The sequence below is a fragment of the Nocardia carnea genome (assembly GCF_029868325.1).
GTDB classification, from domain to species: Bacteria; Actinomycetota; Actinomycetes; order Mycobacteriales; family Mycobacteriaceae; genus Nocardia; species Nocardia carnea_C.
This window is the reverse complement of the sequence record NZ_JARWNW010000234.1, coordinates 1-21,755: the sequence shown is the minus strand read 5'-3', so window position 1 is coordinate 21,755 and position 21,755 is coordinate 1. Positions and strand designations below refer to the sequence as shown.

Sequence of the window (21,755 nt, the reverse complement as noted above, 5' to 3'; positions counted from 1 at the left end):
CGAACATCGTCGCCATGCCCGACTCACTGCCCTGGTGGCGGGCCGGGCATAGCGGCGTGCTCGCACCCGCTGACGCGTTCGCTCGGTGTTCGCTCCGAACGAAATATCTGGGTACTTTTACTACATTTTCAGTACCCGATGTAGTACCGTACCTCTGGGTGAGTGACAGCAGTCACACCCCCCTGTCTGCGGATATCACCGCAATCCGGCGGTCCTGTGCGCCGGCTCCTCGCGAGAAAGCATCCGATATGAGTACGTCATTCGGCGATCACCCACCGGCCACCACGGCCGATACCACGACACGATCACGGCAAACCGGCGTCGTGCGCGTGGCCATCGCCAGCTGCATCGGCACGACGATCGAGTTCTACGACTTCTTCATCTACGGCACCGCCGCGGCACTCGTGTTCCCCACGGTGTTCTTCCCCGCACTGGGGTCGGTCGCCGCGACCGTGGCCTCGTTCGCCACCTTCGCGGTCGCGTTCATCGCACTTCCGGCCGGTGCGATGCTGTTCGGCCACTTCGGCGACCGGATCGGCCGCAAGGCAACTTTGATCTCGACCTTGCTGCTGATGGGCGTATCCACGGTGCTCATCGGCTGTCTACCCACAGCGGACGCCATCGGTGTCGTCGCGCCCATCGCACTGGTGGTCCTCCGGTTCGGTCAAGGCTTCGCGGTCGGCGGTGAATGGGCCGGAGCCAATCTCCTCACCGCCGAATACGCTCCACCCGCCCAACGCGGGCTCTATGCGATGTTCCCGCAACTAGGCCCGGCCATCGCCTTCGCCCTCTCGAGCGGCACCTTCCTCGTCACCGGTGCGCTATTGGGCGATACCAACGAAGCATTCCTGTCGTGGGGCTGGCGCCTGCCGTTCCTCTTCTCCGGAGTGCTGGTACTCATCGGCCTCTACATGCGGCTGGCGATCGAGGAAACCCCCGTCTTCCGCGCCGACCGCGAACGCCAGGCAGCCGAATCCACTACCGAGCGTGCACCGTTCCTGGGCGCCTGGCGCAGCCAGGCACGCGAGATCCTGCTGTCGGCCGGCGCGCTGGCGATCGTGTTCGCCTTCTTCTATATGGGCACCGCGTATCTCACCAGCTACGGCACCACAACACTCGGCTTCAGCCGGCCCTTCGTCCTCGTCGCCGGTATCGCCGCGGCAGTCGCGTTCGCGGCAACCATCATCGTCTCCGCGATGTACTCCGACCGAATCGGAAGGCGCAAGGTCATCCTCTGCTCGGCCGGGCTAGCGACAGTGTGGTCACTGGCCCTGTTCCCCCTGCTCAACACCGGGAACCCGATCGCTTTCCTGGCCGGGATCTGTATCACGCTGATGATCTTCGGTATCGCATACGGCCCGATCGGCGCTTTCCTGCCCGAACTGTTCGAAACCCGGCACCGCTACACCGGCGCAGGTCTCGGCTACAACCTCGGCGGCGTACTCGGCGGCGCCGTCCCACCACTGGTCGCCGCGCCCCTGGCCGCCTCCTACGGAGCGTTCGCCATCGGCATCATGCTCGCCGCGATCGGAGTCCTGAGCTTCGTGTGCACAGCAATCCTCACCGAAACCCGCCACCGGGCGCTCTGACGATCACGTGAACCCGCCCACGACTGAACTCCGAAAGGAAGTGCAATACCCTTGAAACCGACAACACGACCGTTCGCCCTGAAAGTGGCGGCGGCCCTCGGTGCCGCACTCGTCCTCGCCGGCTGCTCCACGGACCCGTCGTCGTCGCAAGGCCGGGACTCCGACTCCAGCGCCTCCGGGCAAGCGCAGTTGATCGATGCCCCCGGACCCGACGATGTACGCCAGTGGCTGGCCTACGATCGCCAAGCCGACTTCGACGCCGTCAAAACGGCCGTGCGCGTTCCCACCCGGGATGGAACCGACCTGGCATGCAATCTTTTCCGTCCCGGACACGACGGGAAAGCCAGCGACGGCAGATATCCGAGCGTCGTCCTGAATTTCACCCCGTATGCACTCGACGCGTCGGACAACCAGTCCGAGTACCTGGCTGAACGCGGCTACAACGTCGCGGTCTGCAACGTGCGCGGCAGCGGCGAGTCCGGCGGTGAATTCCCGTCGTGGTTCCAACCGGTGGAACCCCTCGACAACTACGACCTCATCGAATGGCTGGCCGCCCAGCCGTACTCCACCGGCGACGTCGGACAAGTCGGCGGCAGTTACGGATCGATCACCGCCTACCGCGTGGCCGCACTCAACCCCCCTCACCTGCGCACCATCGTTCCCGTGGTCTCGCCGACCAACATCTACGCCGAGTGGGTCTACCCCGGCGGCGTCCCCACCACCGATGGCACCTGGTGGGCAACCGAAGCGCCGATCATCAGCCCACAAGCCCATGCCGACACCCTGCGCAGCTTCCAGAACCACCCCACCTACGACAAATACTGGAAGCAGGTCGCCACAACGAACAAACTCGCCTCGGCAAACGTGCCGGTGCTCTACGTCGGCGGCTACTTCGACATCTTCAAAGCTGGCGGCTTCGATGCCTTCCGGCAGAAACCGGAGCAGACGTGGCTGCTGTACGGCCCGTGGGACCACGCCGGCGGTTTCTCAGTGCCGGGCAAGAATCGTGGCCCAAACGACCCCGACCCAGCAGTCGCCATCTCTTACGCCACCGTTCTGCAATGGTTCGATCACTGGGTCTCCAAGCGCGACGGCGCCGACCTCCCCGCGGATCGGGTCACCAGCTTCGAATCCACCTCCGAGCACGGGGGCGGCCGATGGACCAAACACGCTCAATGGCCCGCCCCAACAGTCGAAAATCAGCGCCTCTACCCCGCACCTGGAGGACAACTGGCCGATCAGCCCTCGGCCCCGGGCCAGACCACGTATTCGGCCAATCCCTACGACGGGCCCTCCGTCGGTCAGACCGGCAACGTCCCCACAGAACCCACCGTCGACCAAGCCGAGAGCGAAGTAAGTTCCACCAATTCGAAAGGACGTGACAACTCCGATCGCACAACCTTCACACTGCCCGCCTATGAGGAGGACACCGTCGTCGCCGGACCGGTAACCCTGCACCTCAACGCCTCCATCACCGCAGCCGACACCTACTTCATCAGCAAACTCGAGGCGGTCACCACCGACGGCCGAGTTCTGCCGATCGAAACCGGCAATCTGCGCGCGCAACTGCGGACCTCACTGGAGAAAGTAGAACCCGTACCCGCCAACGCGCCGGTGCAATACACCATCGATCTCGGTCACACACACTGGCGCTTCAAAACCGGCGAAAAACTACGGGTCACCCTCAGCAGCGGCGACTTCCCCCGAGTGCAGCCCACCGCACCAGCAGGACTGGTAACCATCAACCACGGACCCCAGACCTATCTCGAAGTGCCGGTACTCCCCAACCAGTAACACCCACAACAATCCACGGACCTACCGGGCCGGCCTACGAGATTCCGAGCCCGGTAGGTACCGCCCGGGGTGGCGAATCCGCAACCGCCGGGCACTCCCCCGGACCGAAGTCCCGGTCGATGTCATCGCGATCACCCACCACAATCTCCTCTTCCTCGCCTACGAGGCTCGCTGGCCGTTCGTCACCCGGAAACTACGGCCCGTTCGCTGGGCTTACGAACACATCGTCAGGCTGAAGGTCCGACGCCATATCTCCGACCCCGGCAAACGGGCCGCCGCGATCCCCGGCTACCAGATGTTGTGCAACCGACTACTGCTGTCCAACGACTGGTATCGCACGCTCGGCAAGAAGCACGTACGTCTCGTCGGATCCGCCGTGCAGCTCGTCACCCCGTCCGGAGTGTCACTCCAGACGGTACCGAGGTCGCCGCCGATGTTCTCATCTGGTGTACAGGCTTTCGAGCCAGTGAATTCCTCGCCCCGATCCGTATCCTCGGACGGACGGCCTCGAGTTGCGTACCCATCCCATTGGGAACAGGGCGCCCACGCGTACCTGGGCATGACGACCACCAGCTTTCCGAACATGTTCATGCTGCAGTTCCGAGTAGGCCTTCAGGAACGGCTGGGTCATGGTCACCTGGCCGCGGTCGGGCAGCACCTTGTCGGCATGGCGGCGGAAGGTCTTGATGTTCGGGCCGAACACCAACAGCATCACGAACACGATCGTTTTCTCACTCGAGCGACAGGCCGCCTATATACGCCAGGCGATCGAGTTCAAGGCCGACCGCGGAATCATCGCGATGGAAATCCGCAACGATCTGTACCGCGAATTCCAGGATTGGCTTCAATGCAGTCTGGACAAGACCGTATTCACGGACAACTGTCCCGGTTGGTACACCAACGCCGATGGCAAAGTGATCGCCATGTGGCCGAAATCCCACCTCGAGTATTACTGGGCGACGCGGCGCTTCAGGCCGGCGCAGTATCAGCTGACCACCACCGCGTCTTCGACGCCGGACAATCGGTTGACCGTCTCGACCGACCACCCACCCAGGCAGTGAGACGCCGGGGCGAGGGCGAGACCCGGTCGGACTCAGCGCGGCCCTGATTCAGGTACTTGTGCAGGAGATCAGGCTACCGGTATAGCCGAGAGCGGTGATCTCGGCCAGCAGGGTAGTGACCGCGACGCCAGGTTCTGTGGCGCGGCGGGCGCGTAGGTGATCACGGTAGGGGTTGACGCGACCGGCCCGGTATTGCGGCGGGCGGCGCAGCTTCTCGGGTTCGCTGACGCGGGCATACAGTTTCACGGTATGGAGGCCCAGGCTGAGCCGGCAGGCGCAATCCATGAGTCCGACCCGCGGTCGAGAAGGTTATGGATGACGTGCTAGCGGGCTAGGGTAGTGGTTTCCCGGTTCAGCTGCCGGCGTTTAGGGCCCGCAGCGGACGTGGGCGGCGACCACCTTCTCCCATGCACGCACCAGGTCGTGCCACAGGTGTCAGCGGTCGGTGATCTGGATCGCCGTCGGGACCCCGGCGGATGGCTTCGGCATAGGTTGTCGACCCGTCACGCACTACGAACTCGAGGCCTGGATGAGCCCGCAACCACGTTTCCAAGGTGGCGGAGCGGCGGTCGGGCAGCGGGATGCCGAGCAGTACCCGCACGGCGGTCTGCCACGACAATCGCACCGACCACCGCCCGAGCATCCGGACCGCGACCCGCCCGGCCAGCTCCCGCATAACCACGCTGCGGCCATCGACCGGCAATGCCACACAACCTGCGCGACGATCGAACTCGTCGCACGCCGCTGGAACAGCGCGATTCTGCTTGTCCTCGGACACGGCGCCACCCGGTGGGCGAGATGCTCGCGATGGTGGAGGGTCTCTCCGGTCGCATACTTTCGGAACGTCTGAAGGAACTCGAGCACGCAGGACTGGTGTCACGCACGGTCGCACGACCCCCGTGTCCGTCCACTACAACCTCACCACGCAGGGCCGCGAGCTCATCGCCGCGCTGCATCCGGTCATCGCGTACAGCCATCGTTGGGCTCCTGCCTGGCAGGTCCCCCAACAGGGGAAACGCTGAGGGCTGATAGCAGATGTGACACACGTCCACTGTGAGACTCCGACTGTGCCGCCGCCGACTATCGGCGGTGGCTGTCGGCGCGAGCACCAGCGATCACCTGGCGCTGATGAAATGGGCTCAGATACAACAGGAACCGGTCAGGGTTGTGGACTATGGAAGACTGCCAGGCACGTGAACAGACGGCTCGAACGCGATCTGATCGCAGCGGGTGAATGCGTCTTTCCTCGCAGTCGCGTTCGGCCTCAAACTTTTCGAGGCTCTTCGCCAATGGCTCGATCACCGGTCTGTGCGCACTGACCCCGTCGGTCTATCCGGCCGGGGTGCGCGCCACCGGTGTGGGATGGGAATGGGCATTGGCCGAGTCGGCGCCATCCTCTCGCCGATTCTGGTCGGTCGCCTCCTGTCTTTAGGCTGGTGCCCCGAAGGTGTAGCTGCTGATGTCGGTGGTCCTCGTTGCCGGCGGCCTGGCCGTGTACGCGCTGCGCATCGGCGCGCCGACCGCGGCCGAGTCTAGCTCGGCCTCAGATGTTAGCCCTGAACCGTCACGGCTGAGTTGAGTCGAAAGTAGCCGTGAGCCCGGCGCGCATTCCGATGACGGCTGCTTCGCCCCGCGAAGACACAGCGAGCTTCTTCAACAGGGCCGCAACATGAAACTTGGCTGTGCTCTCGGCGATTCCGAGGTCTTGCGCGATCGCTTTGTTCCGCATTCCGGCGGCCACACGTGCCAGTACTTCGCGTTCGCGCCGGTTCAGCGAACTCAATTCCGCCCGTTCACTGGCGGCGACAGGCGAGTCGAGCGGGATCCGAACCCGCACCCTGCTCCCCCAGCCCGGCACCACCTCGATGTCGAGTTCCGCGCGCAGCGTCCGTGCCCTTCCTTCGAGACTCCTGGTCGTCGCCGAGCTGTCGAGTCGGCCGGCGGCAGTGTCACGAATGTCGATAACAAGCCAGTCCGAGTCGGACGTCCAGGCGATGCGGAGGCGGTCGAGGTCGGATTGTGCCATGAAGACCAACACCACCGATTGCGTCATGGCACGGGCCCCATGGGCAACCTCGCCTGGTAGTCGCCGCCCGTCGACGATCGGGGCCTCGAACTCCGCGATGATCGCCCGCCTGTGCAACAGCGGCTCGAGCTCGCGGTGTAGCCGCTCGAACGCCGCCACCGGTGGTTCCTCCGACAGCGCACGATCGGTGGCTTCACCGGAGCGCAGGGCGATCAACGCCTTCGACGCCGCCGAGGTCGCCGCGGCTCTGGCCCCAGCATCGTTGAGACCGGGCGCGCGCAGCGTGACCAGCAGACCCGCGAGCACCGCCTCGTGTGATGCAGTCAGCTCGCTGATAGCCCGCGCTCTGGCAGTCGAAGCTGCCCGCGACTCCGCGAGATAGTCGGGACTGGCTTGTGCCACCTGCTGACTGATCGATGTCGCCACCATCCCGAAAACAGCCACGAGTTCTTCCCGATGCGGCACCGGTTCTCGCTGGCGTGGCATCAACACCAGCAGCGTGTCGCAGCGGTCACGCACCGCCCACACCCACCGCTGCGTACCAGCGAGCACCACGTCGTCCGCGCGAGAATCGCCCGGCTCGACAGTCGCCTTGAGCTCCTCGAGTTCCGCGATGGCGATCCGATCGACGATCTCGGCCGGTCCGGCGACTTTGCGCGGACGACCGCTACATTCCCGAGTGAAGATCACCAGCGCCAGATGTGGCCAGCGCTCGCCCAGACACCGCGACAGCCGCAGCGCGATCTCCACCAGCGGGCCGTCGACCACGTCCCGCAGACTCCGCAGTGTTTGCTCCTCCGACTGGCATCTTGCTTGGCCGCTCACACCGCCGAGTGTAAGACGCACGGGCCATGCAGCGTCGACCAACCGGAACTCCTCCGATGGATAGGTTTTGCCCGCCTTCTGGCCAGATTCTTCGGCTCGACCATCGGGCTAGCGTCGTTGCGCAGTGTTCGCACTACGCATCGCTGTCCGCTCATCAGCCTTGGGAGGATCGATCTCATGCCACAGCAAGTTCGCGGAATCATTGCCAGGAAGCCTGGTTCTCCGGTCGAGCTGGCAGACATCGTCATTCCCGATGTATACCGGTCACGGCGACGGCACAACGATCGAGGCCGAAGCACCCCACCTGGAGGAGTGGATCCGTCGCGGATACTGATCCGAACGCCCTCCATTTGCTGAAACAGAGAGTGATTCTTCGCCATGCACCACCACGCTCCGATTCGAGACGCCGACGAGTCCGATCTGTCGACCTCTGCCGCGAAGACCCAGGCGGCAGGGGTCACAGCGGTCGCCGTGGCGCTGAACCACGCGGTCGCAGAGATGGGTGTGCTCCGGACGGCGCGCACCCTGACCCGTGTGAACCAGCGGCACGGCTTCGACTGCCCCGGCTGTGCATGGCCGGAGCCGACCGGGCACCGCCGACTCGCCGAATTCTGTGAGAACGGCGCGAAAGCTGTCGCGGACGAGGCGACGTTGCGCACCGTTGGGCCCGAGTTCTTTGCTGAACATTCGATCAGCGATCTCGAGGACAAGTCAGGGTACTGGCTCGGTCAGCAGGGGCGGCTGACACACCCGATGGTCCTGCGCCCGGGCGACACCCACTACTCCCCCATCGACTGGCCCGCGGCCTACGCATTGGTCGCGTCCACCCTGCGCGGTCTGGACTCGCCCGACGAGGCGCTGTTCTATACCTCAGGACGCACCGCCAACGAGACCGCGTTCCTCTACCAACTGCTCGTCCGTTCTTTCGGCACCAACAATCTGCCGGACTGTTCGAACATGTGCCACGAATCCTCCGGCACCGCACTGACCGGCTCCATCGGCATCGGCAAGGGTTCGGTGACGATCGAGGACTTCGAACTGGCCGACGTGATCGTGGTCGCCGGGCAGAACCCCGGCACCAATCACCCGCGCATGCTCTCGGCCCTCCAGAAAGCCAAGGCCTCGGGCGCAAAGATCATCGCCGTCAATCCGCTCCCGGAAACGGGGTTGCTCGGCTTCCGTGATCCCCAGACCATCACCGGACTAACCACCGGGGTCCAGATCGCCGACGAGTTCCTCCAGATCCGGCTCGGCGGTGACATGGCATTGTTCCAAGGGCTCGGCAAATTGCTGTTCGAAGCCGAGGACCGGGCACCGGGCACTGTGATCGACCGCGAGTTCACCACCACCTTGACGTCCGGCTTCGACGACTACGAACGCCACACACGCGCAGTGGATCTCGACGTCGTCCAGGAAGCCACCGGACTCACACGCGATCAGCTCGAGCGCACCGCCGCCCTGCTGGCGGGATCGAAGGCAACCATTCTGTGCTGGGCGATGGGCTTGACCCAGCAGCGCCACGGCGTCGCCACCATCGAGGAGGGCACCAACCTGCTGTTGCTGCGCGGCATGATCGGCAAGCCGGGTGCGGGTGTGTGCCCGGTGCGCGGTCACTCGAACGTGCAGGGTGACCGCACCATGGGCATTTGGGAGAAGATGCCCGAAAACTTCCTTGCCGCATTGGATTCCGAGTTCGGGATCACCTCCCCTCGCCAACACGGCTACGATGCGGTCGACGCCGTGCGTGCCATGCGCGACGGCCGGGCCACAGTGTTCTTCGGTATGGGCGGCAACTTCGTCTCCGCCGCTCCCGATACCGGGACCACCGAGGCGGCGCTACGCCGGTGTGCGCTCACCGTCCACGTCTCGACGAAACTCAACCGCAGTCATGTGGTGCACGGTGCCACCGCGCTCATCCTGCCCACGCTCGGTCGCACCGACCTCGATCTGTCGCCCACCGGGCGCAAAAACCAGGTATCGGTGGAGGATTCGATGTCGATGGTGCATCTGTCCACCGGACGGCTGCGGCCGGCCAGCGAGCACCTGCGCAGTGAGGTGGCCATCGTCTGCGAGCTCGCCCAAGAACTCTTCGGCCAAGATCATCCCGTACCCTGGGCACGGTTTCGCAGCAACTACGACTTCATACGCGACGCCATCGCCCAGGTGGTGCCGGGTTGCACCGACTACAACCGCCGAGTCCGGCACCGTGACGGGTTCCAGCTGCCGCACCCGCCCCGCGACCACCGCGAATTCCACACCACCACCGGCAAAGCCAACTTCGCGATCAACAACCTACGGTGGCTGCAGGTCCCTGAAGGCAGGTTGATCTTGCAGACCTTGCGCAGCCACGACCAATACAACACAACCATCTATGGGCTCGACGACCGCTATCGCGGAATCCACCACGGGCGCAAGGTGGTTCTGGTACACCCCGACGATATTGCCGCCCTCGGATTCCACCCGGACGACCTCGTGGACCTGGTGTCGGAGTGGACCGACGGCACCGAACGGCGGGTCACCGATTTCCGGCTGGTCCCTTACTCCACCCCGCGAGGCAACGCCGCCGCCTACTATCCCGAGACCAACCCCTTGGTTCCGCTGGACCACGTCGCAGAACGGTCCAACACCCCGGTGTCCAAGGCGGTCACGATCCGGCTCGAACGAAAATGAGCCGAGTTACCACCCGCCGCAAGATGGTACGAGTGACCACTGAGGGCGAGATCCGCCGCCCCGACACGCTCGCTGTCGAAGAGCCACTCGAAATACGGATCGAGGGTGAATCGCTCGCTGTCACCATGCGAACACCCGGCAATGACATCGACCTCGCCCACGGCTTCCTGTTCGGCGAGAACATCATCGAATCGGCCGATGACATCGTCTCCGCACGCTACTGCGCCGGCACCGACGCAGAGGGCCACAATACCCACAACGTCCTGGATATCCGGTTGCGGGCACCCACCGTACTGCCGATGCGGCGGTTTGTCATCAGCGGCGCGTGCGGCGTGTGCGGGAAGACCTCAGTCGACGAGGTACGGTCCCGCACCAGATTCCGGCCCGCCGACAGCGCGTTGACGATCGACGCACCGACCCTGTCCGCGTTGCCCGATGAACTCCGATCGCGGCAGGCGGCCTTCGCCGTCACCGGGGGTGTGCACGCGGCGGGCCTATTCACCTGCGACGGGACCGCGGTCGTGGTGCGCGAGGACGTGGGCCGCCACAATGCGGTCGACAAGGTTCTCGGCTGGGCGGTGCGCAACCACCGGATTCCCGCCGCGGATCTCGTGCTCGTTGTCAGCAGCCGTGCCTCGTTCGAGCTGGTACAGAAGGCAGTGATGGTCGGCATCCCGATGTTGGCGGCAGTCTCGGCCCCTAGTTCACTCGCGGTGGATCTGGCCGCCGAAGCCGGCCTCACGCTCGTCGGTTTCCTGCGCGGGGACACGATGAACATCTACACCGAAGCGCAGCGTATCGACTTCGCGGGATGACACGGCATCCACCGCGGCCCGAGGCGGGGCCCGACCCGCAGCAGTTCCCGCGCGAGCTCAGCAAAAGCCAGTACGTGGCGGGTCATTCGCGCGGCGGCGTTTGTGACCAGTGAAATCTCCAATCGACGTCGCGCCTGCTTGGTGTGCAGCGCGCTGGTCGGCGCCATTGCGATGGCGCGAGCCGTCAGCGACGTCGACTTCTCCGATGAGATCCTCTCCGAGACTGCGGCGGCGCTCGAGGAGTTCCGGACGGCCGCGGCGATTGCCGCTCATCTGCATGTGACGTTGGAGATTTGGCGGTTATGTGCCCATGCAACGACTCGGCACAGAACCGCCGCAGCTTTACTCAGAGAGTGCATCCAGGTTGAATGTCCGGCGCTGCGCCCAGTTGCCGTGGATGATCTTCCACTCTCCCTCGATCTTCCGGAACACGATCGAGATGTTCCAGGACAGGAACAGCTTCTCGGCGCCGTTGTCGTCCTTCTGGTAGGTATTGAAGTTATACGCGAGCACGACTTCATCGCCTGCCTCGTTCGCGTGGGCGACCTCATTCAGGTACTCCTGCCGCGTGATCCCCGGATCTCCGGAGATGCGCTTCCAGTGCTCGACCAGCGCGTCACGACCGACGATGAGGTACTCGGCGATCGGATCGAAGTAGGTGACCTCCTCCGCGAGAGCCTCGATGTATCCGGTCGGGTCGCCGGTGCTCCACTGCCACTGGATCGCCTGCTCGAACTCGATGAGCTTCTGGACTTCTTCGCTGTACTGTTCCGTGCTGACGCTCATGGCGTACTCCTCTCGTATGCGGGCGCACGGGTCGACCGCCGGTTGATCACCGCCGACGCTGCGTGCTATCCCATCCTCACCGTCGGGTGGCGGGACCGGCCGCTCCCTCGCGGACAGGATGTGGTCACTTGCGGACATCGCCGGTGGCTGCGGCGACCAGGTGACGACCACGCGCTTGCCTGGGTGTGCCCGGATTCCAGATCGCCCTGCGCCTGGCTGCCTGCGCGAGACCGTGGTACAGCTTGGCGATGGCAGGGCGGGCTCGCCCTGCCGCGATCTCTCCAGCTGATCCAAGAAAACACGTGCGGGCAGGTCGGACGCTTCGCCACTGTAGGTGGTCAGACGGACGCCGGTGGGGATGAATTCGAAGGCAGAGAACTCGTGAAGCGTCCACGCCCCGTCCAGTGCCCCGGCGAAGTACGCAGTACCGCCGCGGCGTACAGTCCGCAGCGTGTCGGCGAGGACATCCAGGCCGACAAGTTCGAGGGCCGCGTCCACGCCATCTTCCGCGACGACATCGCGGACAGCATCGGCGGTCGATGACCACGTGATCGGCACCGTGTCCACGCAACAGGCCTTCTTGAGCGGATCCCGGGTGATGGAGATCACGGACGCACTGCGGTCCTGTGCCAGCCTCGCGGCGGACCGGCGAACACCGGAGGTTCCGCCGCGGATCAGCAGGGTCTGACCCGGCCCGAGGTTCAGTCCGGTGGTGAGGGCCCGGTACGCGATCTGGAACATCTCCGGCAACGCCCCCGATCAGGTCCCATCCGAAATCGCCGCGGAACGGGATCGCCTGCCCCCTTCCGCCCCGGACCCGGCCGACCAGCAGGCCACCAAAACCAGCGGACAGCTCCGGCTACAACGTGCACACCGAGACCGGAAGCGTCCCGAAGCCCTCCAAACCCGCGGGGCCAAGGCCCCGCAGAAAGTCAACAAAACCCAGATCAGACGCTAAATTTCAAGCTAGTCCCCGATGCGTTGTGGGACATCGTGAAACCGTTACTACTCAAAGTCACACCCAGTCGACAGGGCGGCGGGGCCACTCCGGTTGACGAGCGGGCAGTGTTCACGCAGTGATGTTCACCTTTACCGGCGGGCGCGAATGGCGGCATCCGCCGCAATCGTTCGGGTGAGCGTTCCGACCGCGCATCAACGGTTCATGACGCGGGCCGACGCTGCAGTATTCGACACACGGCACCAGAGCTCCTCGACCGGTCGGAGCCGTCGGCGACCTCTACCCAACCGGCAAGCTTCGGCCGCCTCCAACCCGCCTCACGCGCAGTTACCCAATCGACCGTTGGCCCGGTACAGCCGAAATTACATTGGTCACAATCTTCGGCGGGCGCTCGACTCAACGTGGTGAACACTGGTTCACTGATCCGGGGTGAACACTTGTTCACCCCGGACGAAAGGGTTCCTGTGTGAGCGCTCGAGACCGCTTCGAAGGCTTACGGAGCTGGACCGTGATGGCGACCTTGGCACTCACCGGCACCGTCGTCTCCCTCCAGCAAACACTCGTCCTCCCGCTCCTTCCCGAGCTTCCCGGCCTCCTGAGCACCACCGCCGACAACGCATCCTGGCTGGTGACCGCGACCCTGCTCTTCGGTGCGGTCTCGATTCCCACCGTCACCAGGCTCGCCGATATGTTCGGCAAGAAGCGGATGATGATGGTCGCGCTGATCGTCATGGTGCTCGGCTCGGTCCTCGGCGCGGTGAGCACCGACCTCATCCTCATCATCGTCGCTCGTGCCTTGCAGGGCGTAGGACTTTCCCTCATACCCGTAGGCATCGCAATTCTGCGGGACGAGCTGCCGCGCGACCGGATGCCGCTCGGGGTGGCGCTGATGAGTGCCAGCCTGGCGATCGGTTCCGGCGCGGGGCTCCCCCTGTCCGGCCTGATAGCCGCGCATCTGGACTGGCACGCCATCTTCTGGGTGACCGGTGTGGTGGGAGTTGTCGTTCTCGCCGCGGTCTGGCGGGTGATCCGCGAGTCGCCGGTCAAGACCGGCGGGTCGTTCGACTATCGCGGCGCAGTCATCGGGTCGGTTGCCCTGACAGCAGTGATGCTCGCGTTGTCCAAAGGAGCACAGTGGGGCTGGACCTCGGGTACCACCCTTGCCCTGGCCAGCACAGGCGCAGTTCTGTTGATCGCCTGGGTGCCGCTGGAACTCCGGGCCCGCAACCCACTCGTCAATGTCCGGATCGCCGCTCGCCCCGCTGTTCTGCTGGCGAATACCGCTTCACTGCTGCTGGGCTTCGCCATGTTCGCGAATATGCTCGTCACCACCCAGTTGCTGCAACTGCCGGTCAGTACGGGGTACGGGCTCGGATACGACATCTCGAGCACCGGGCTGTGGATGGCGCCGATCGCGTTGATCTTCGGCACGATGGCGCCGGTGTCCGCGCGGATCATCCGCCGGTACGGCCCGGTGGCAACATTGCTCACCGGAACGCTCGTCATGGCGGGTTCGTATGTAGCTCGCGTGTATTTCAGTCATGAACTCTGGCAGATAGTCGTCGGCTCGGTACTGGTGGCCGCCGGGACCTCGATGACTTACGCCGCCCTGCCCACGTTGATCATGCGCGCCGTTCCGCTGACGGAATCGGCGTCCGCGAACGGACTGAACACCCTGCTGCGATACATCGGCACGGCCCTGTCCAGCGCGGTCATGGCCGCGGTGGCGACCATGAGCACACTCCGAGTCGCCGACGAGATCTTTCCCTCCTTCGACGCCTTCGCCGTGCTGTTCTGGATTTCCGCGGGTGCCTGCTTCGTCACGGCGGTCATCGCATGGGCCATGACCAGGCTCCGGGACACTCCGGACGAGAGCACCGAAGAACTCGACAAATCCACGCATCCGCACGAGGCCGTGGCCGGCGGGAAAGTACTCGGCCCATCGAAGCGCCCGATCGCTCACGCGGTCGTCACAATGTTCACACCCTCCGCGGACCACGTCGATTGGAGCCAAGTGGACTCCGCGGGCCATTTCTCGATCGCCGTCCCCGGACCGGGCCGCTACCTGTTGGTCACCGCGGCCGAGGGCTGGACACCGGACTCCCGCCTGGTGAACATCGAGGCCGATGGCAGAATCGATGCGATCGTACTGAAGGAACGGTTGATGATGGCGGGCACAGTGATCGATGCGAGCGGACCGGTGGAAGGTGTCCACATGGTACTCACCCGGCAGACAGGCGAAGCCGTCGCGACGACCACGACCGGCGCGATCGGCGACTACCAATTGCCGCTGCCGCAGAACGGGAGATACATCATCACCGCCTTCACGAGTTCCTCGTCCACGGCACAGGCAATCACGATTTGGGGCTCGGCTCGTCATGTCGATCTCGAGCTCGCAAAACCCTGCGCGCGAACGCCGGCCACACCGCACTCCGACACGGCTGCCGCGCGGTGACCCGGGCCAGGGATGCCGCGCTGGCGGCCGCGGCGAAATTGTTCGCTGAGCGCGGATACCGCCACGTGACCATCCGCGACATCGCGCTGGCCGCGGATCTGTCGCCCGCAATGGTGATGAAAGTGGTGGGAAGCAAGGAGAAACTCTTCCACGAGGTGGCCGAGGTGCAGCCCCTCGAACTCGCCGGAATTCCGGACGACGCACTCGGCCGCACCCTGGTCCAGCACATCATCGAACGCATGCACGCAAACGCGGTGGAGCCCCTCGGGCGCGCGATCATGCTGCGACTCACCGCCCCCGACCCCGCAACGATCCAGGAAAAGTTCACCAGCGGATACTTCGACGCACTGACCGAACGACTCGGTGGCGATGACGACGCCGGACTGCGGGCCGAGCTGGCAGTAGGGGCGCTGATGGGTCTCGCCGCCACCCTGCGAATCTTCGAAGCCCCCCAGTCCGGCGCCCACCCCGAACAGGTGCTGGAACGCTTCGGCGATATCGTCCAGAAGCTACTCGACGGAGACCACCACACGAGCACACCAGCGGATACGAGCATCCGTGACGACCACGTCTCGGGCAGCCTGTGACCACCCCAGCCCCACTCCGAGCCCGCGAACTCAACAGCCGCCTCCCTGCACCTCTTGGGTCACGGCCGATGTATGCCCGGTTAATCGCCACCATGCCCCTCTGCGGCAAGACCGGTGTCGATCTCTCCACTTACACCAGACTTGCTCAGAGGTAATAGATCCTCATCCGGGCAGCCTATCTGCGCACCAGTATTTAGCAAAGCTTCAGGGTTTGCGCGCCCCTCGTGTTCCAGGACTGTTCAGTTTGCTGGTAGTCCGGCGAGGTGCCCACGGCGCTAAATGGGCAGGTGGCTGCTTCGAGCATAACCGTTTGCAGCCTGATAAGCATCGAGAATGGAGGAAGGAATCCGGCCACGGTCAGGAACATCATGGCCGTTGCGGCGCGCCCATTCACGCACCGCTCTCGCGTCCTGACGCCGGCCTACATCAGCTGCGGTCGTCCGCCCCCGTCCACCGAGCTTGCGCGCAAACGGGATCCACTTATCCACACCAGCACGCAACTCCCGCGCGTTCGATTCCGACAGATCGATCTCATACACTGCACCGTCGATGCTGAACGAGATAGTCTCGGCCGCGGCCGATACACCGTCCACATCGTCGATCACAGTGACAACAACCTTGCGCGCCACACCACACCTCCGCTGACCAAGCCCTGCTCGACCCAAACCTCAGGCGGCACCCTAGCAGGGCCTGTGAACCTGAAACTGGACAGACCCCGGGCACACTGGCTCCGCCTTCCCCACCAGAGAGTGATGGCGAAGGGTCGCTCAATGTGCGCCGCCAAGGTTCAGCGTGACGACGCCGATGATGACGAAACCGATTCCCAAAACCTTGGCGGTGGAGAAGCTGTCGCCGAGGTAGAGGACGCCGATGGTGGCGATGGCCGCGGTCCCGATAGCTCCCCACAGAGCGTAGGCGACACCCACTTCCATTCCGCGGTTGATGGTTTGAGCGAGGGCGAAAAAGGACGCAGCGTAGCAGGCCAGACAGATGACAGTGGGCCACAAGCGGGTGAAACCCTCGGTGTACTTGATCAAGGTTGTGGCCACCAGCTCGATCACGATGGCAATTGCCAGGAGGAGATACGTCATGACCAGTCCTTGGCGAGTATGTCGGGATCCACGGGGTAACCCTGCTGGCGGAGATCGCCGGCAGGGAGCAGGTACGGTTCGCCGATCGGATCGTCGGCCAGCGCTGGATCGGTCGACTCGGTGACTGCCGGGGTGATCGAGTGCCGCTTGTCCATGTGACGGCTTGCGGCGTTCTCGGCGTGCGCTCTGCGCTGTGCCTGCCCGTCGGCATGCTCGGTCCCGAGGATCCTTATCGGTAGGCCGGTGACTTCGGTCGACAACATAAACATCTTGCTGCCGACCTTGTAAGCCTCCCGACCCGGCACGAACGGGTGGTCCAGTCGATCGCCGGGTAACCGCGGTATCCATGCGCCGCCGTACTGTTGGACAGTGGTGCCGTTCATGCCTGCCTTTGTGAAGTGTGATTTCTGGGCGACGAACTTCAGCAGTTGGGCGTTGAAGTCCTCGTATTCGTTCATGTGCGGGTTTCGCCCGCTGTTCTTGGGCCATGGTTCGCCCAGCCCTCGGGAACGGTATCGGTAAACCAGCACATTTCGTCGAGTTCGTAGAAGGGGAATACTGCCCGACCACCACAGGTGGGTACTTGACTGCGCGGTGCACGTCCCGCCAGTCGACCGACACGTGATCGATTAGCAACCGTCGCACGATGTGCGTCGGGAGCTCGTGCCAGGACGGCGATAAAGAGGCGAGTAGTCGCGTCACATGCTCGGGCTCAAGAGGTTCGATGCCGTTGTCGAACCATGGGGTGATGGGTGAAACGGTCATTGTCGGCCGATCCGCTGGTAGACCTCCGGGCGTCGGCGTCGCAACACCGATGCCAGTGCGACCCCGAAGAAGAAGATGCCGTAGACGAACACGAGCAGCACGTTGGACACTGTCTGCGATCCTCCGGTCAGGATCGGAAAGTTGAGGATCGACACCACCATGATCGCTCCGAAACCCGCCGCCGCCATCAGGGGTAGAACGATCGACCTCAGCATGTGTCCGGTGTGATTACCGGTACTGCGCAGGTAGATCGGGATCGCGACGGCGGTGAGGAACTGCACGGTGATGCCGATGAGCGCCGCGATGCCTAGTATCGCTGCGTAGAAGGCCAGTGCGTCGATGCCCAGCAGGACCACGACGAGGTTGACAACCAGTGCCGCCGCGCTCATGGCGATCGAGGCGATATGGGGAGAACCATGACGGCTGTGCACGCGGCTGACTATGCGGGGGAACACGCCGTCGGCGCCGAGGTTGAACAGGTACCGGGCGCCGACATTGTGGCCACAGACGAGTACAGCCAGCACGCTGGTGTTGACGAGCACGGTGGCAGTGTCGAGCAGAAGGTGGCCACCGAAGGTGACCAGGGACGAATCCATGGCGGCGGTCGGGTCGGCGGTGACGGTCGATACGGCCTCATCGATGCCGAGGGCATTGAGGAACAGCCAGGTGGTGACGACGTAGAGGAGGACCACGCACGCGATGAGTCCGTAGGTCGCGCGCGGGATCGTCTTGGCAGGGTCGCGCACCTCGTCGCGGAACAGCACAGTCACTTCGTAACCGCCAAATATGCCGCTGGCCAGCAGCAGTCCGACTGCGATCGATCCACCGAACCAGTTGACCGGGTCGAACGGGGCCGCGCTGAGACCGTCGGCCCCACCGCGGGCGAAGATCACCGCATCGTAGATGAACACAACGATCAGCTCGCCAACCAGGACAACCGCAGTGACCTTGGCGGACAGATCGACACGCAGATAGCCCAACACCGCGACGACCAGCCAGAACGCCAAGGCGCAGACGTACCACGGCAGCTGTGGACCGTGGAAGGTGGTGGAGATCAGCGAGCTCAGCACGACGCCTCCGAAAGCCAGGTACCCTGCGCAAAGGCAGAAGTACGCCAGCAGCATCGAGAGGCCTGCGCCCAGGCCCAGGGGTTTGCCGAGCCCGGCGGTGACGTAGGCATAGAACGCGCCGGGACGTTGCAACACATCGGACATGCGCAGGAAGCCGGTGGCAAAGGCAGCTACGATCAGGCCGCAGACGACGACCAGCACCGGGGCGCCGATCCCGTTGCCCAGGGCGATCATCAGGGGGATCACGCCGATCACTATGACCAGCGGGGCGTTGAACGCCATCACGGTGAAGAAAAGTCCGAGGCCACCGAGGTCACCCTGCAGCTTGGGAACTTTGTCTTCGAGAAGGGGTTTTCCGGCGTTGGTGCTCGCCGTCTTGTCGGTCACCATAGCTCCCTTTCGGCCGCGTCCTCGGTCAATGGAGATACGAGATCCGGGACGTAGGCCTTCCGGTGTGAGAAGTCGTTTCGAAGAGGCTCAGTGCTGGGATCAAGTCCACTCGTGTAGACGAGTGCTGAGCGATAGTTGGGCGGGCTGGGCTGGCGCAACGTGTACCGCAGCCCGGCCCGCGTCTCATGCCTCAGTAGCCGATGCCGGCGCAGAAGCCGAGGTAGTGATAGTAAGAGACAGGAATCAGAACCAGCTGTGTAGTCGTGGCTCGCGTCCGAGCTGGGTGGCCATTGATCGAATTTGTCGGATCATGAGACCGATGTCGGAACCCAGCGAAACCATACGGAATCCTTGGTCCCGTCGAGCAATAGCTTCTTCGGTGCTGCGCGCGACGATGCCGGCGTGAATACCGCGGGCTTCGGCACGTTTCAGGATGTCGAGATTGATTTCGGCGACACCCGGCCCTTCCCATTCACCGACGGCCCCTCGGCTGGCGGACATATCTCCGGGTCCGAGGAAAATTGCCTCGATTTTATCGACCGACAAGATGGAGTCGAGGTTGTCGTAAGCTTCTTGAGTCTCGATCATCGGTACGAACATGAGTTCGTCGTTGGCGGACTTGACGTAGCTTTCGAGCTCTAGCCCCCAGGTGACACTGCGTTCACCGCCGATGCCGCGTCGGCCGATCGGGGGGTAATAGATGTGGTTCCTGACGTTTTCGACCTCGCGGACGTTGTTGATGAGCGGGACGATCAGACCGTGGGCGCCGACATCAAGCGCTCGCTTGATCGGTTCGAGGTCCTGAGTAGGTGGCCTTACGAACACAGATAGCTGGGTACCGCGGGCAGCCGTAAGATGCCCCTGTATGTCGCGATAATCCAGGTATCCATGCTCCATGTCGATACAAATCCAGTCCAATCCCAGAATTGCAGCAACCTCGGTTACAGCGGCGGCTTCGGAGGTCACCCACATACCGTATGCGGGTTCATTTTTTGCAAGTGAGGCACGTAGTGCTTTGTTCACGGTAATCGTCCTTCGATGAGATTTAGCGTCGGGAGTCACTTATTCGTGACAGCGCAGAATTCGAGCAATTTTCGGTTGAACTCGGCCGCCTCACTAACGTGAGGTTGATGGCCGCTGTGCTCGAAAATTGTCAACCGGGAGTCCGGTATCTGTTTGGCGATCCACTCCATTCCTTCCGGATGATCGCTATCGTAATAGCTGGTGAAACGAGAGGTCACGACCCAGGTCGGAACCGAAATTCTCGGTAGAATGTCGCGCCAATCGGATACGAAGTGGTTGAGGAACAGCTTGGATACAGCGGCATGATCGAAGCTGGCCCAATGCTCTTCCGCCATTGCCGAGCCCGGCGGTAGCGACGGCTCTTGCTCTTCATCGCTCCATTTGATGCGGAAATTTACACAGTCGTAGAAGTTTTCCCAGCTCACACCCTTGATACCCCAGTGCCAGCCCTCGTCATTGATGATCTTGGGTGTCTGGTCTATATTAACGAAGCGCTCGATCCCCTCGAATCCGGAGATCATGAACATTGCGAGCGATACCGACACTCCCATCGAGTGCGCTACCAAGCAAGTCTGTTCGAGACCGAGTCCCTCGATCAGTTCACGTACATCCTGTCCCATTCGGGCTAGTGTCTGGCCATGCTGGGGCTTCTGGGAGTCACCGTGCCCCCTCAGATCGAGTGCTATTACTCGATGACCGCCGGCCAGAAGAGCCTCACGTTGGTATTCCCAGTGCCCACGCCGGCAACTGTAGCCATGCAGGAAAAGGAATGTGCGCCCCGAACCCTCATCGTCGTAGATCAGTTCTACATCGTCCGAGGTAAGAAAAGACAACCCTTGTCCGGACACTTCAACTCCTTCAAGAGAACCCGTAATCGATCGATTTTTTCTGCGATGCCGCGGCATCGTGCATATTGCTGTTAGATAACTCCGCTGCTATCTCTCCAAGAGACCTGCCGCTACGAACCCTCCGTCAACAGGGAGAGTGTGCCCGGTAATGTATCCGGCACGTTCCGATGCAAGGAAGCCGACAGCGAAAGCTACCTCATCGGCGTTTCCATACCGCCGCAGCGGAATGTGGCTGTAGTAGGACTTTCGAGTTTCTTCACTGTGAGTTACATGGGCAAGAGGAGTTTCGATGGGTCCGGGGGCGATAGCATTTGCCGTGATACCCGCATGCCCGAGTTCGACGGCAAATTGGCGAGTCAAAGCATCGACGCCGGCTTTAGCCGATCCGTATGCGGTTCGACCGACACCCGCTCGGATTCCGCTGATGGAACTGATATTGACGATTCGCCCCCACCTGCGCTCGACCATCATCTTCGCCGCACGTTGGCTGCAACGGAAGGCTCCCGTCAGGTTGATGTTGATCGTCTGTTCCCACACGTCATCCGGGAAGGTAAGTATGTCGTGCACCTGTGAGATACCGGCATTGTTGACAAGGATGTCGCATCGTCCATGCTTGGTTGCGATAGCGTCAAAAGCCGTCTGAATCGAATCGTTGTTCCCGATATCGATATGTTGCGCTTCGGCACTGTAAGATCGGGCGTTCAGCGCAGAGGCAACTTGTTCTGCGCTCGAGACATCGCGATCGGCGACGACGATGTGGTGGCCTGCGTCTGCGAGAACCTCTGCGCAAGCGGCACCGATTCCGGAGCCCGCACCGGTGACAATTGCTACTCGAGTATCCATTGCTTCTTTCTCTGCTGCTCAGGCGGTTTCGGTGATCGGCCGGTCGACCCAGCTCATCAGGTCGCGCAGCTTCTTACCGGTGACCTCGATCGGGTGCTCGGCGTTGGCCTTGCGCAGGCCCTCGAGCTCCTTGTTGCCACCCTCGACATTGGCGACCAG

At 63.3% G+C, this 21,755-nt stretch carries 18 protein-coding genes and 2 pseudogenes; 8 read left to right on the top strand and 12 right to left on the bottom strand.

Annotated elements, in window-relative coordinates; all coding sequences use genetic code 11:
• The first annotated feature begins 248 nt into the window (after positions 1-248).
• Together QH196_RS19745 and QH196_RS19740 are read left to right on the top strand one after the other, a co-directional pair.
• On the top strand, positions 249-1,589 hold the full coding sequence (locus tag QH196_RS19745) for an MFS transporter (RefSeq protein ID WP_280417286.1): 1,341 nt from the start codon (positions 249-251) through the stop codon (positions 1,587-1,589).
• 51 nt (positions 1,590-1,640) lie between these two features.
• A complete protein-coding gene (locus tag QH196_RS19740) occupies positions 1,641-3,383 on the top strand; it encodes a CocE/NonD family hydrolase (RefSeq protein ID WP_280417285.1) in 1,743 nt (580 codons plus the stop codon).
• 439 nt (positions 3,384-3,822) lie between these two features.
• On the opposite strand, the gene QH196_RS32365 is transcribed toward QH196_RS19740, so the two are convergent.
• On the bottom strand, positions 3,823-4,095 hold the full coding sequence (locus QH196_RS32365; RefSeq protein ID WP_348538090.1) for a hypothetical protein: 273 nt from the start codon (positions 4,093-4,095) through the stop codon (positions 3,823-3,825).
• Between QH196_RS32365 and QH196_RS19735 the strand changes: the two genes are divergently transcribed.
• Complete coding sequence (locus tag QH196_RS19735) at positions 4,013-4,444, top strand: hypothetical protein (protein ID WP_280417284.1); 432 nt, start codon at positions 4,013-4,015, stop codon at positions 4,442-4,444. The genes QH196_RS32365 and QH196_RS19735 overlap by 83 nt on opposite strands.
• 48 nt (positions 4,445-4,492) lie before the next feature.
• Here the strand turns inward: QH196_RS19735 and QH196_RS19730 are convergent, their stop codons facing one another.
• Both QH196_RS19730 and QH196_RS19725 read right to left on the bottom strand, forming a co-directional pair.
• On the bottom strand, positions 4,493-4,690 hold the full coding sequence (locus tag QH196_RS19730) for a hypothetical protein (protein ID WP_280417283.1): 198 nt from the start codon (positions 4,688-4,690) through the stop codon (positions 4,493-4,495).
• Positions 4,691-6,008: 1,318 nt separating this feature from the next.
• Positions 6,009-7,295: a LuxR C-terminal-related transcriptional regulator gene (locus QH196_RS19725; RefSeq protein ID WP_432279517.1), complete on the bottom strand. Its 1,287-nt coding sequence runs from the start codon at positions 7,293-7,295 to the stop codon at positions 6,009-6,011.
• A 253-nt stretch (positions 7,296-7,548) separates the two neighbouring features.
• Between QH196_RS19725 and QH196_RS19720 the strand changes: the two are divergent.
• The 3 genes and pseudogenes from QH196_RS19720 to fdhD all read left to right on the top strand — a co-directional run.
• Positions 7,549-7,629 (top strand): annotated as a pseudogene (locus QH196_RS19720) (MBL fold metallo-hydrolase); the annotation flags it as partial.
• 44 nt (positions 7,630-7,673) lie between these two features.
• Positions 7,674-9,965: an FdhF/YdeP family oxidoreductase gene (locus QH196_RS19715; RefSeq protein ID WP_280417282.1), complete on the top strand. Its 2,292-nt coding sequence runs from the start codon at positions 7,674-7,676 to the stop codon at positions 9,963-9,965.
• A complete protein-coding gene (gene fdhD / locus QH196_RS19710) occupies positions 9,962-10,780 on the top strand; it encodes a formate dehydrogenase accessory sulfurtransferase FdhD (protein ID WP_280417281.1) in 819 nt (272 codons plus the stop codon). The genes QH196_RS19715 and fdhD overlap by 4 nt, the downstream gene beginning before the upstream one ends.
• Before the next feature lie 342 nt (positions 10,781-11,122).
• Here fdhD and QH196_RS19705 read toward each other — a convergent pair whose 3' ends face one another.
• Positions 11,123-12,307, bottom strand: a complete 1,185-nt coding sequence (locus QH196_RS19705; RefSeq protein ID WP_280417280.1) for a nuclear transport factor 2 family protein — start codon at positions 12,305-12,307, stop codon at positions 11,123-11,125.
• A gap of 683 nt (positions 12,308-12,990) precedes the next feature.
• Here QH196_RS19705 and QH196_RS19700 point away from each other — a divergent pair.
• Both QH196_RS19700 and QH196_RS19695 read left to right on the top strand, forming a co-directional pair.
• Positions 12,991-14,979, top strand: coding sequence for an MFS transporter (locus tag QH196_RS19700; RefSeq protein WP_280417279.1), 1,989 nt, complete (start codon positions 12,991-12,993; stop codon positions 14,977-14,979).
• Positions 14,976-15,566: a TetR family transcriptional regulator gene (locus tag QH196_RS19695; protein WP_280417278.1), complete on the top strand. Its 591-nt coding sequence runs from the start codon at positions 14,976-14,978 to the stop codon at positions 15,564-15,566. The genes QH196_RS19700 and QH196_RS19695 overlap by 4 nt, the downstream gene beginning before the upstream one ends.
• A 275-nt stretch (positions 15,567-15,841) precedes the next feature.
• Here QH196_RS19695 and QH196_RS19690 read toward each other — a convergent pair whose 3' ends face one another.
• From QH196_RS19690 to QH196_RS19655, 8 genes and pseudogenes are all read right to left on the bottom strand, one after another.
• Positions 15,842-16,195 carry a histone-like nucleoid-structuring protein Lsr2 gene (locus tag QH196_RS19690; protein WP_280417277.1) on the bottom strand — a complete coding sequence of 118 codons (354 nt, stop codon included), beginning with the start codon at positions 16,193-16,195 and terminating at the stop codon, positions 15,842-15,844.
• Between the two features lie 138 nt (positions 16,196-16,333).
• Positions 16,334-16,657: a DMT family transporter gene (locus QH196_RS19685; RefSeq protein WP_280417276.1), complete on the bottom strand. Its 324-nt coding sequence runs from the start codon at positions 16,655-16,657 to the stop codon at positions 16,334-16,336.
• On the bottom strand, positions 16,654-17,115 hold the full coding sequence (locus QH196_RS19680; protein WP_280417275.1) for an MmcQ/YjbR family DNA-binding protein: 462 nt from the start codon (positions 17,113-17,115) through the stop codon (positions 16,654-16,656). Before QH196_RS19680 ends, QH196_RS19685 begins: the two co-directional genes overlap by 4 nt.
• Positions 17,116-17,418: 303 nt before the next feature.
• The gene (locus QH196_RS19675) at positions 17,419-18,882 is read right to left on the bottom strand and encodes an APC family permease (protein WP_280417274.1); all 1,464 of its coding nucleotides are present in this window, start codon (positions 18,880-18,882) and stop codon (positions 17,419-17,421) included.
• Positions 18,883-19,125: 243 nt separating this feature from the next.
• Positions 19,126-19,905, bottom strand: coding sequence for an HpcH/HpaI aldolase family protein (locus QH196_RS19670; RefSeq protein WP_280417273.1), 780 nt, complete (start codon positions 19,903-19,905; stop codon positions 19,126-19,128).
• A 35-nt stretch (positions 19,906-19,940) separates the two neighbouring features.
• Positions 19,941-20,753, bottom strand: a complete 813-nt coding sequence (locus QH196_RS19665) for an alpha/beta fold hydrolase (protein WP_280417272.1) — start codon at positions 20,751-20,753, stop codon at positions 19,941-19,943.
• An 87-nt stretch (positions 20,754-20,840) separates the two neighbouring features.
• Positions 20,841-21,596: an SDR family NAD(P)-dependent oxidoreductase gene (locus QH196_RS19660; RefSeq protein ID WP_280417271.1), complete on the bottom strand. Its 756-nt coding sequence runs from the start codon at positions 21,594-21,596 to the stop codon at positions 20,841-20,843.
• 18 nt (positions 21,597-21,614) lie between these two features.
• Positions 21,615-21,755 (bottom strand): annotated as a pseudogene (locus tag QH196_RS19655) (ketol-acid reductoisomerase); the annotation flags it as partial.

Bases quoted from the DNA above. Each gene is read 5' to 3' on its own strand.
- QH196_RS19745 (WP_280417286.1), top strand. From the start codon at position 249: ATGAGTACGTCATTCGGCGATCACCCACCGGCCACCACGGCCGATACC.
- QH196_RS19735 (WP_280417284.1), top strand. From the start codon at position 4,013: ATGGTCACCTGGCCGCGGTCGGGCAGCACCTTGTCGGCATGGCGGCGG.
- QH196_RS32365 (WP_348538090.1), bottom strand. From the start codon at position 4,095: ATGCTGTTGGTGTTCGGCCCGAACATCAAGACCTTCCGCCGCCATGCC.
- QH196_RS19715 (WP_280417282.1), top strand. From the start codon at position 7,674: ATGCACCACCACGCTCCGATTCGAGACGCCGACGAGTCCGATCTGTCG.
- fdhD (WP_280417281.1), top strand. From the start codon at position 9,962: ATGAGCCGAGTTACCACCCGCCGCAAGATGGTACGAGTGACCACTGAG.
- QH196_RS19705 (WP_280417280.1), bottom strand. From the start codon at position 12,307: ATGTTCCAGATCGCGTACCGGGCCCTCACCACCGGACTGAACCTCGGG.
- QH196_RS19685 (WP_280417276.1), bottom strand. From the start codon at position 16,657: ATGACGTATCTCCTCCTGGCAATTGCCATCGTGATCGAGCTGGTGGCC.
- QH196_RS19680 (WP_280417275.1), bottom strand. From the start codon at position 17,115: ATGAACGAATACGAGGACTTCAACGCCCAACTGCTGAAGTTCGTCGCC.
- QH196_RS19675 (WP_280417274.1), bottom strand. From the start codon at position 18,882: ATGGTGACCGACAAGACGGCGAGCACCAACGCCGGAAAACCCCTTCTC.
- QH196_RS19660 (WP_280417271.1), bottom strand. From the start codon at position 21,596: ATGGATACTCGAGTAGCAATTGTCACCGGTGCGGGCTCCGGAATCGGT.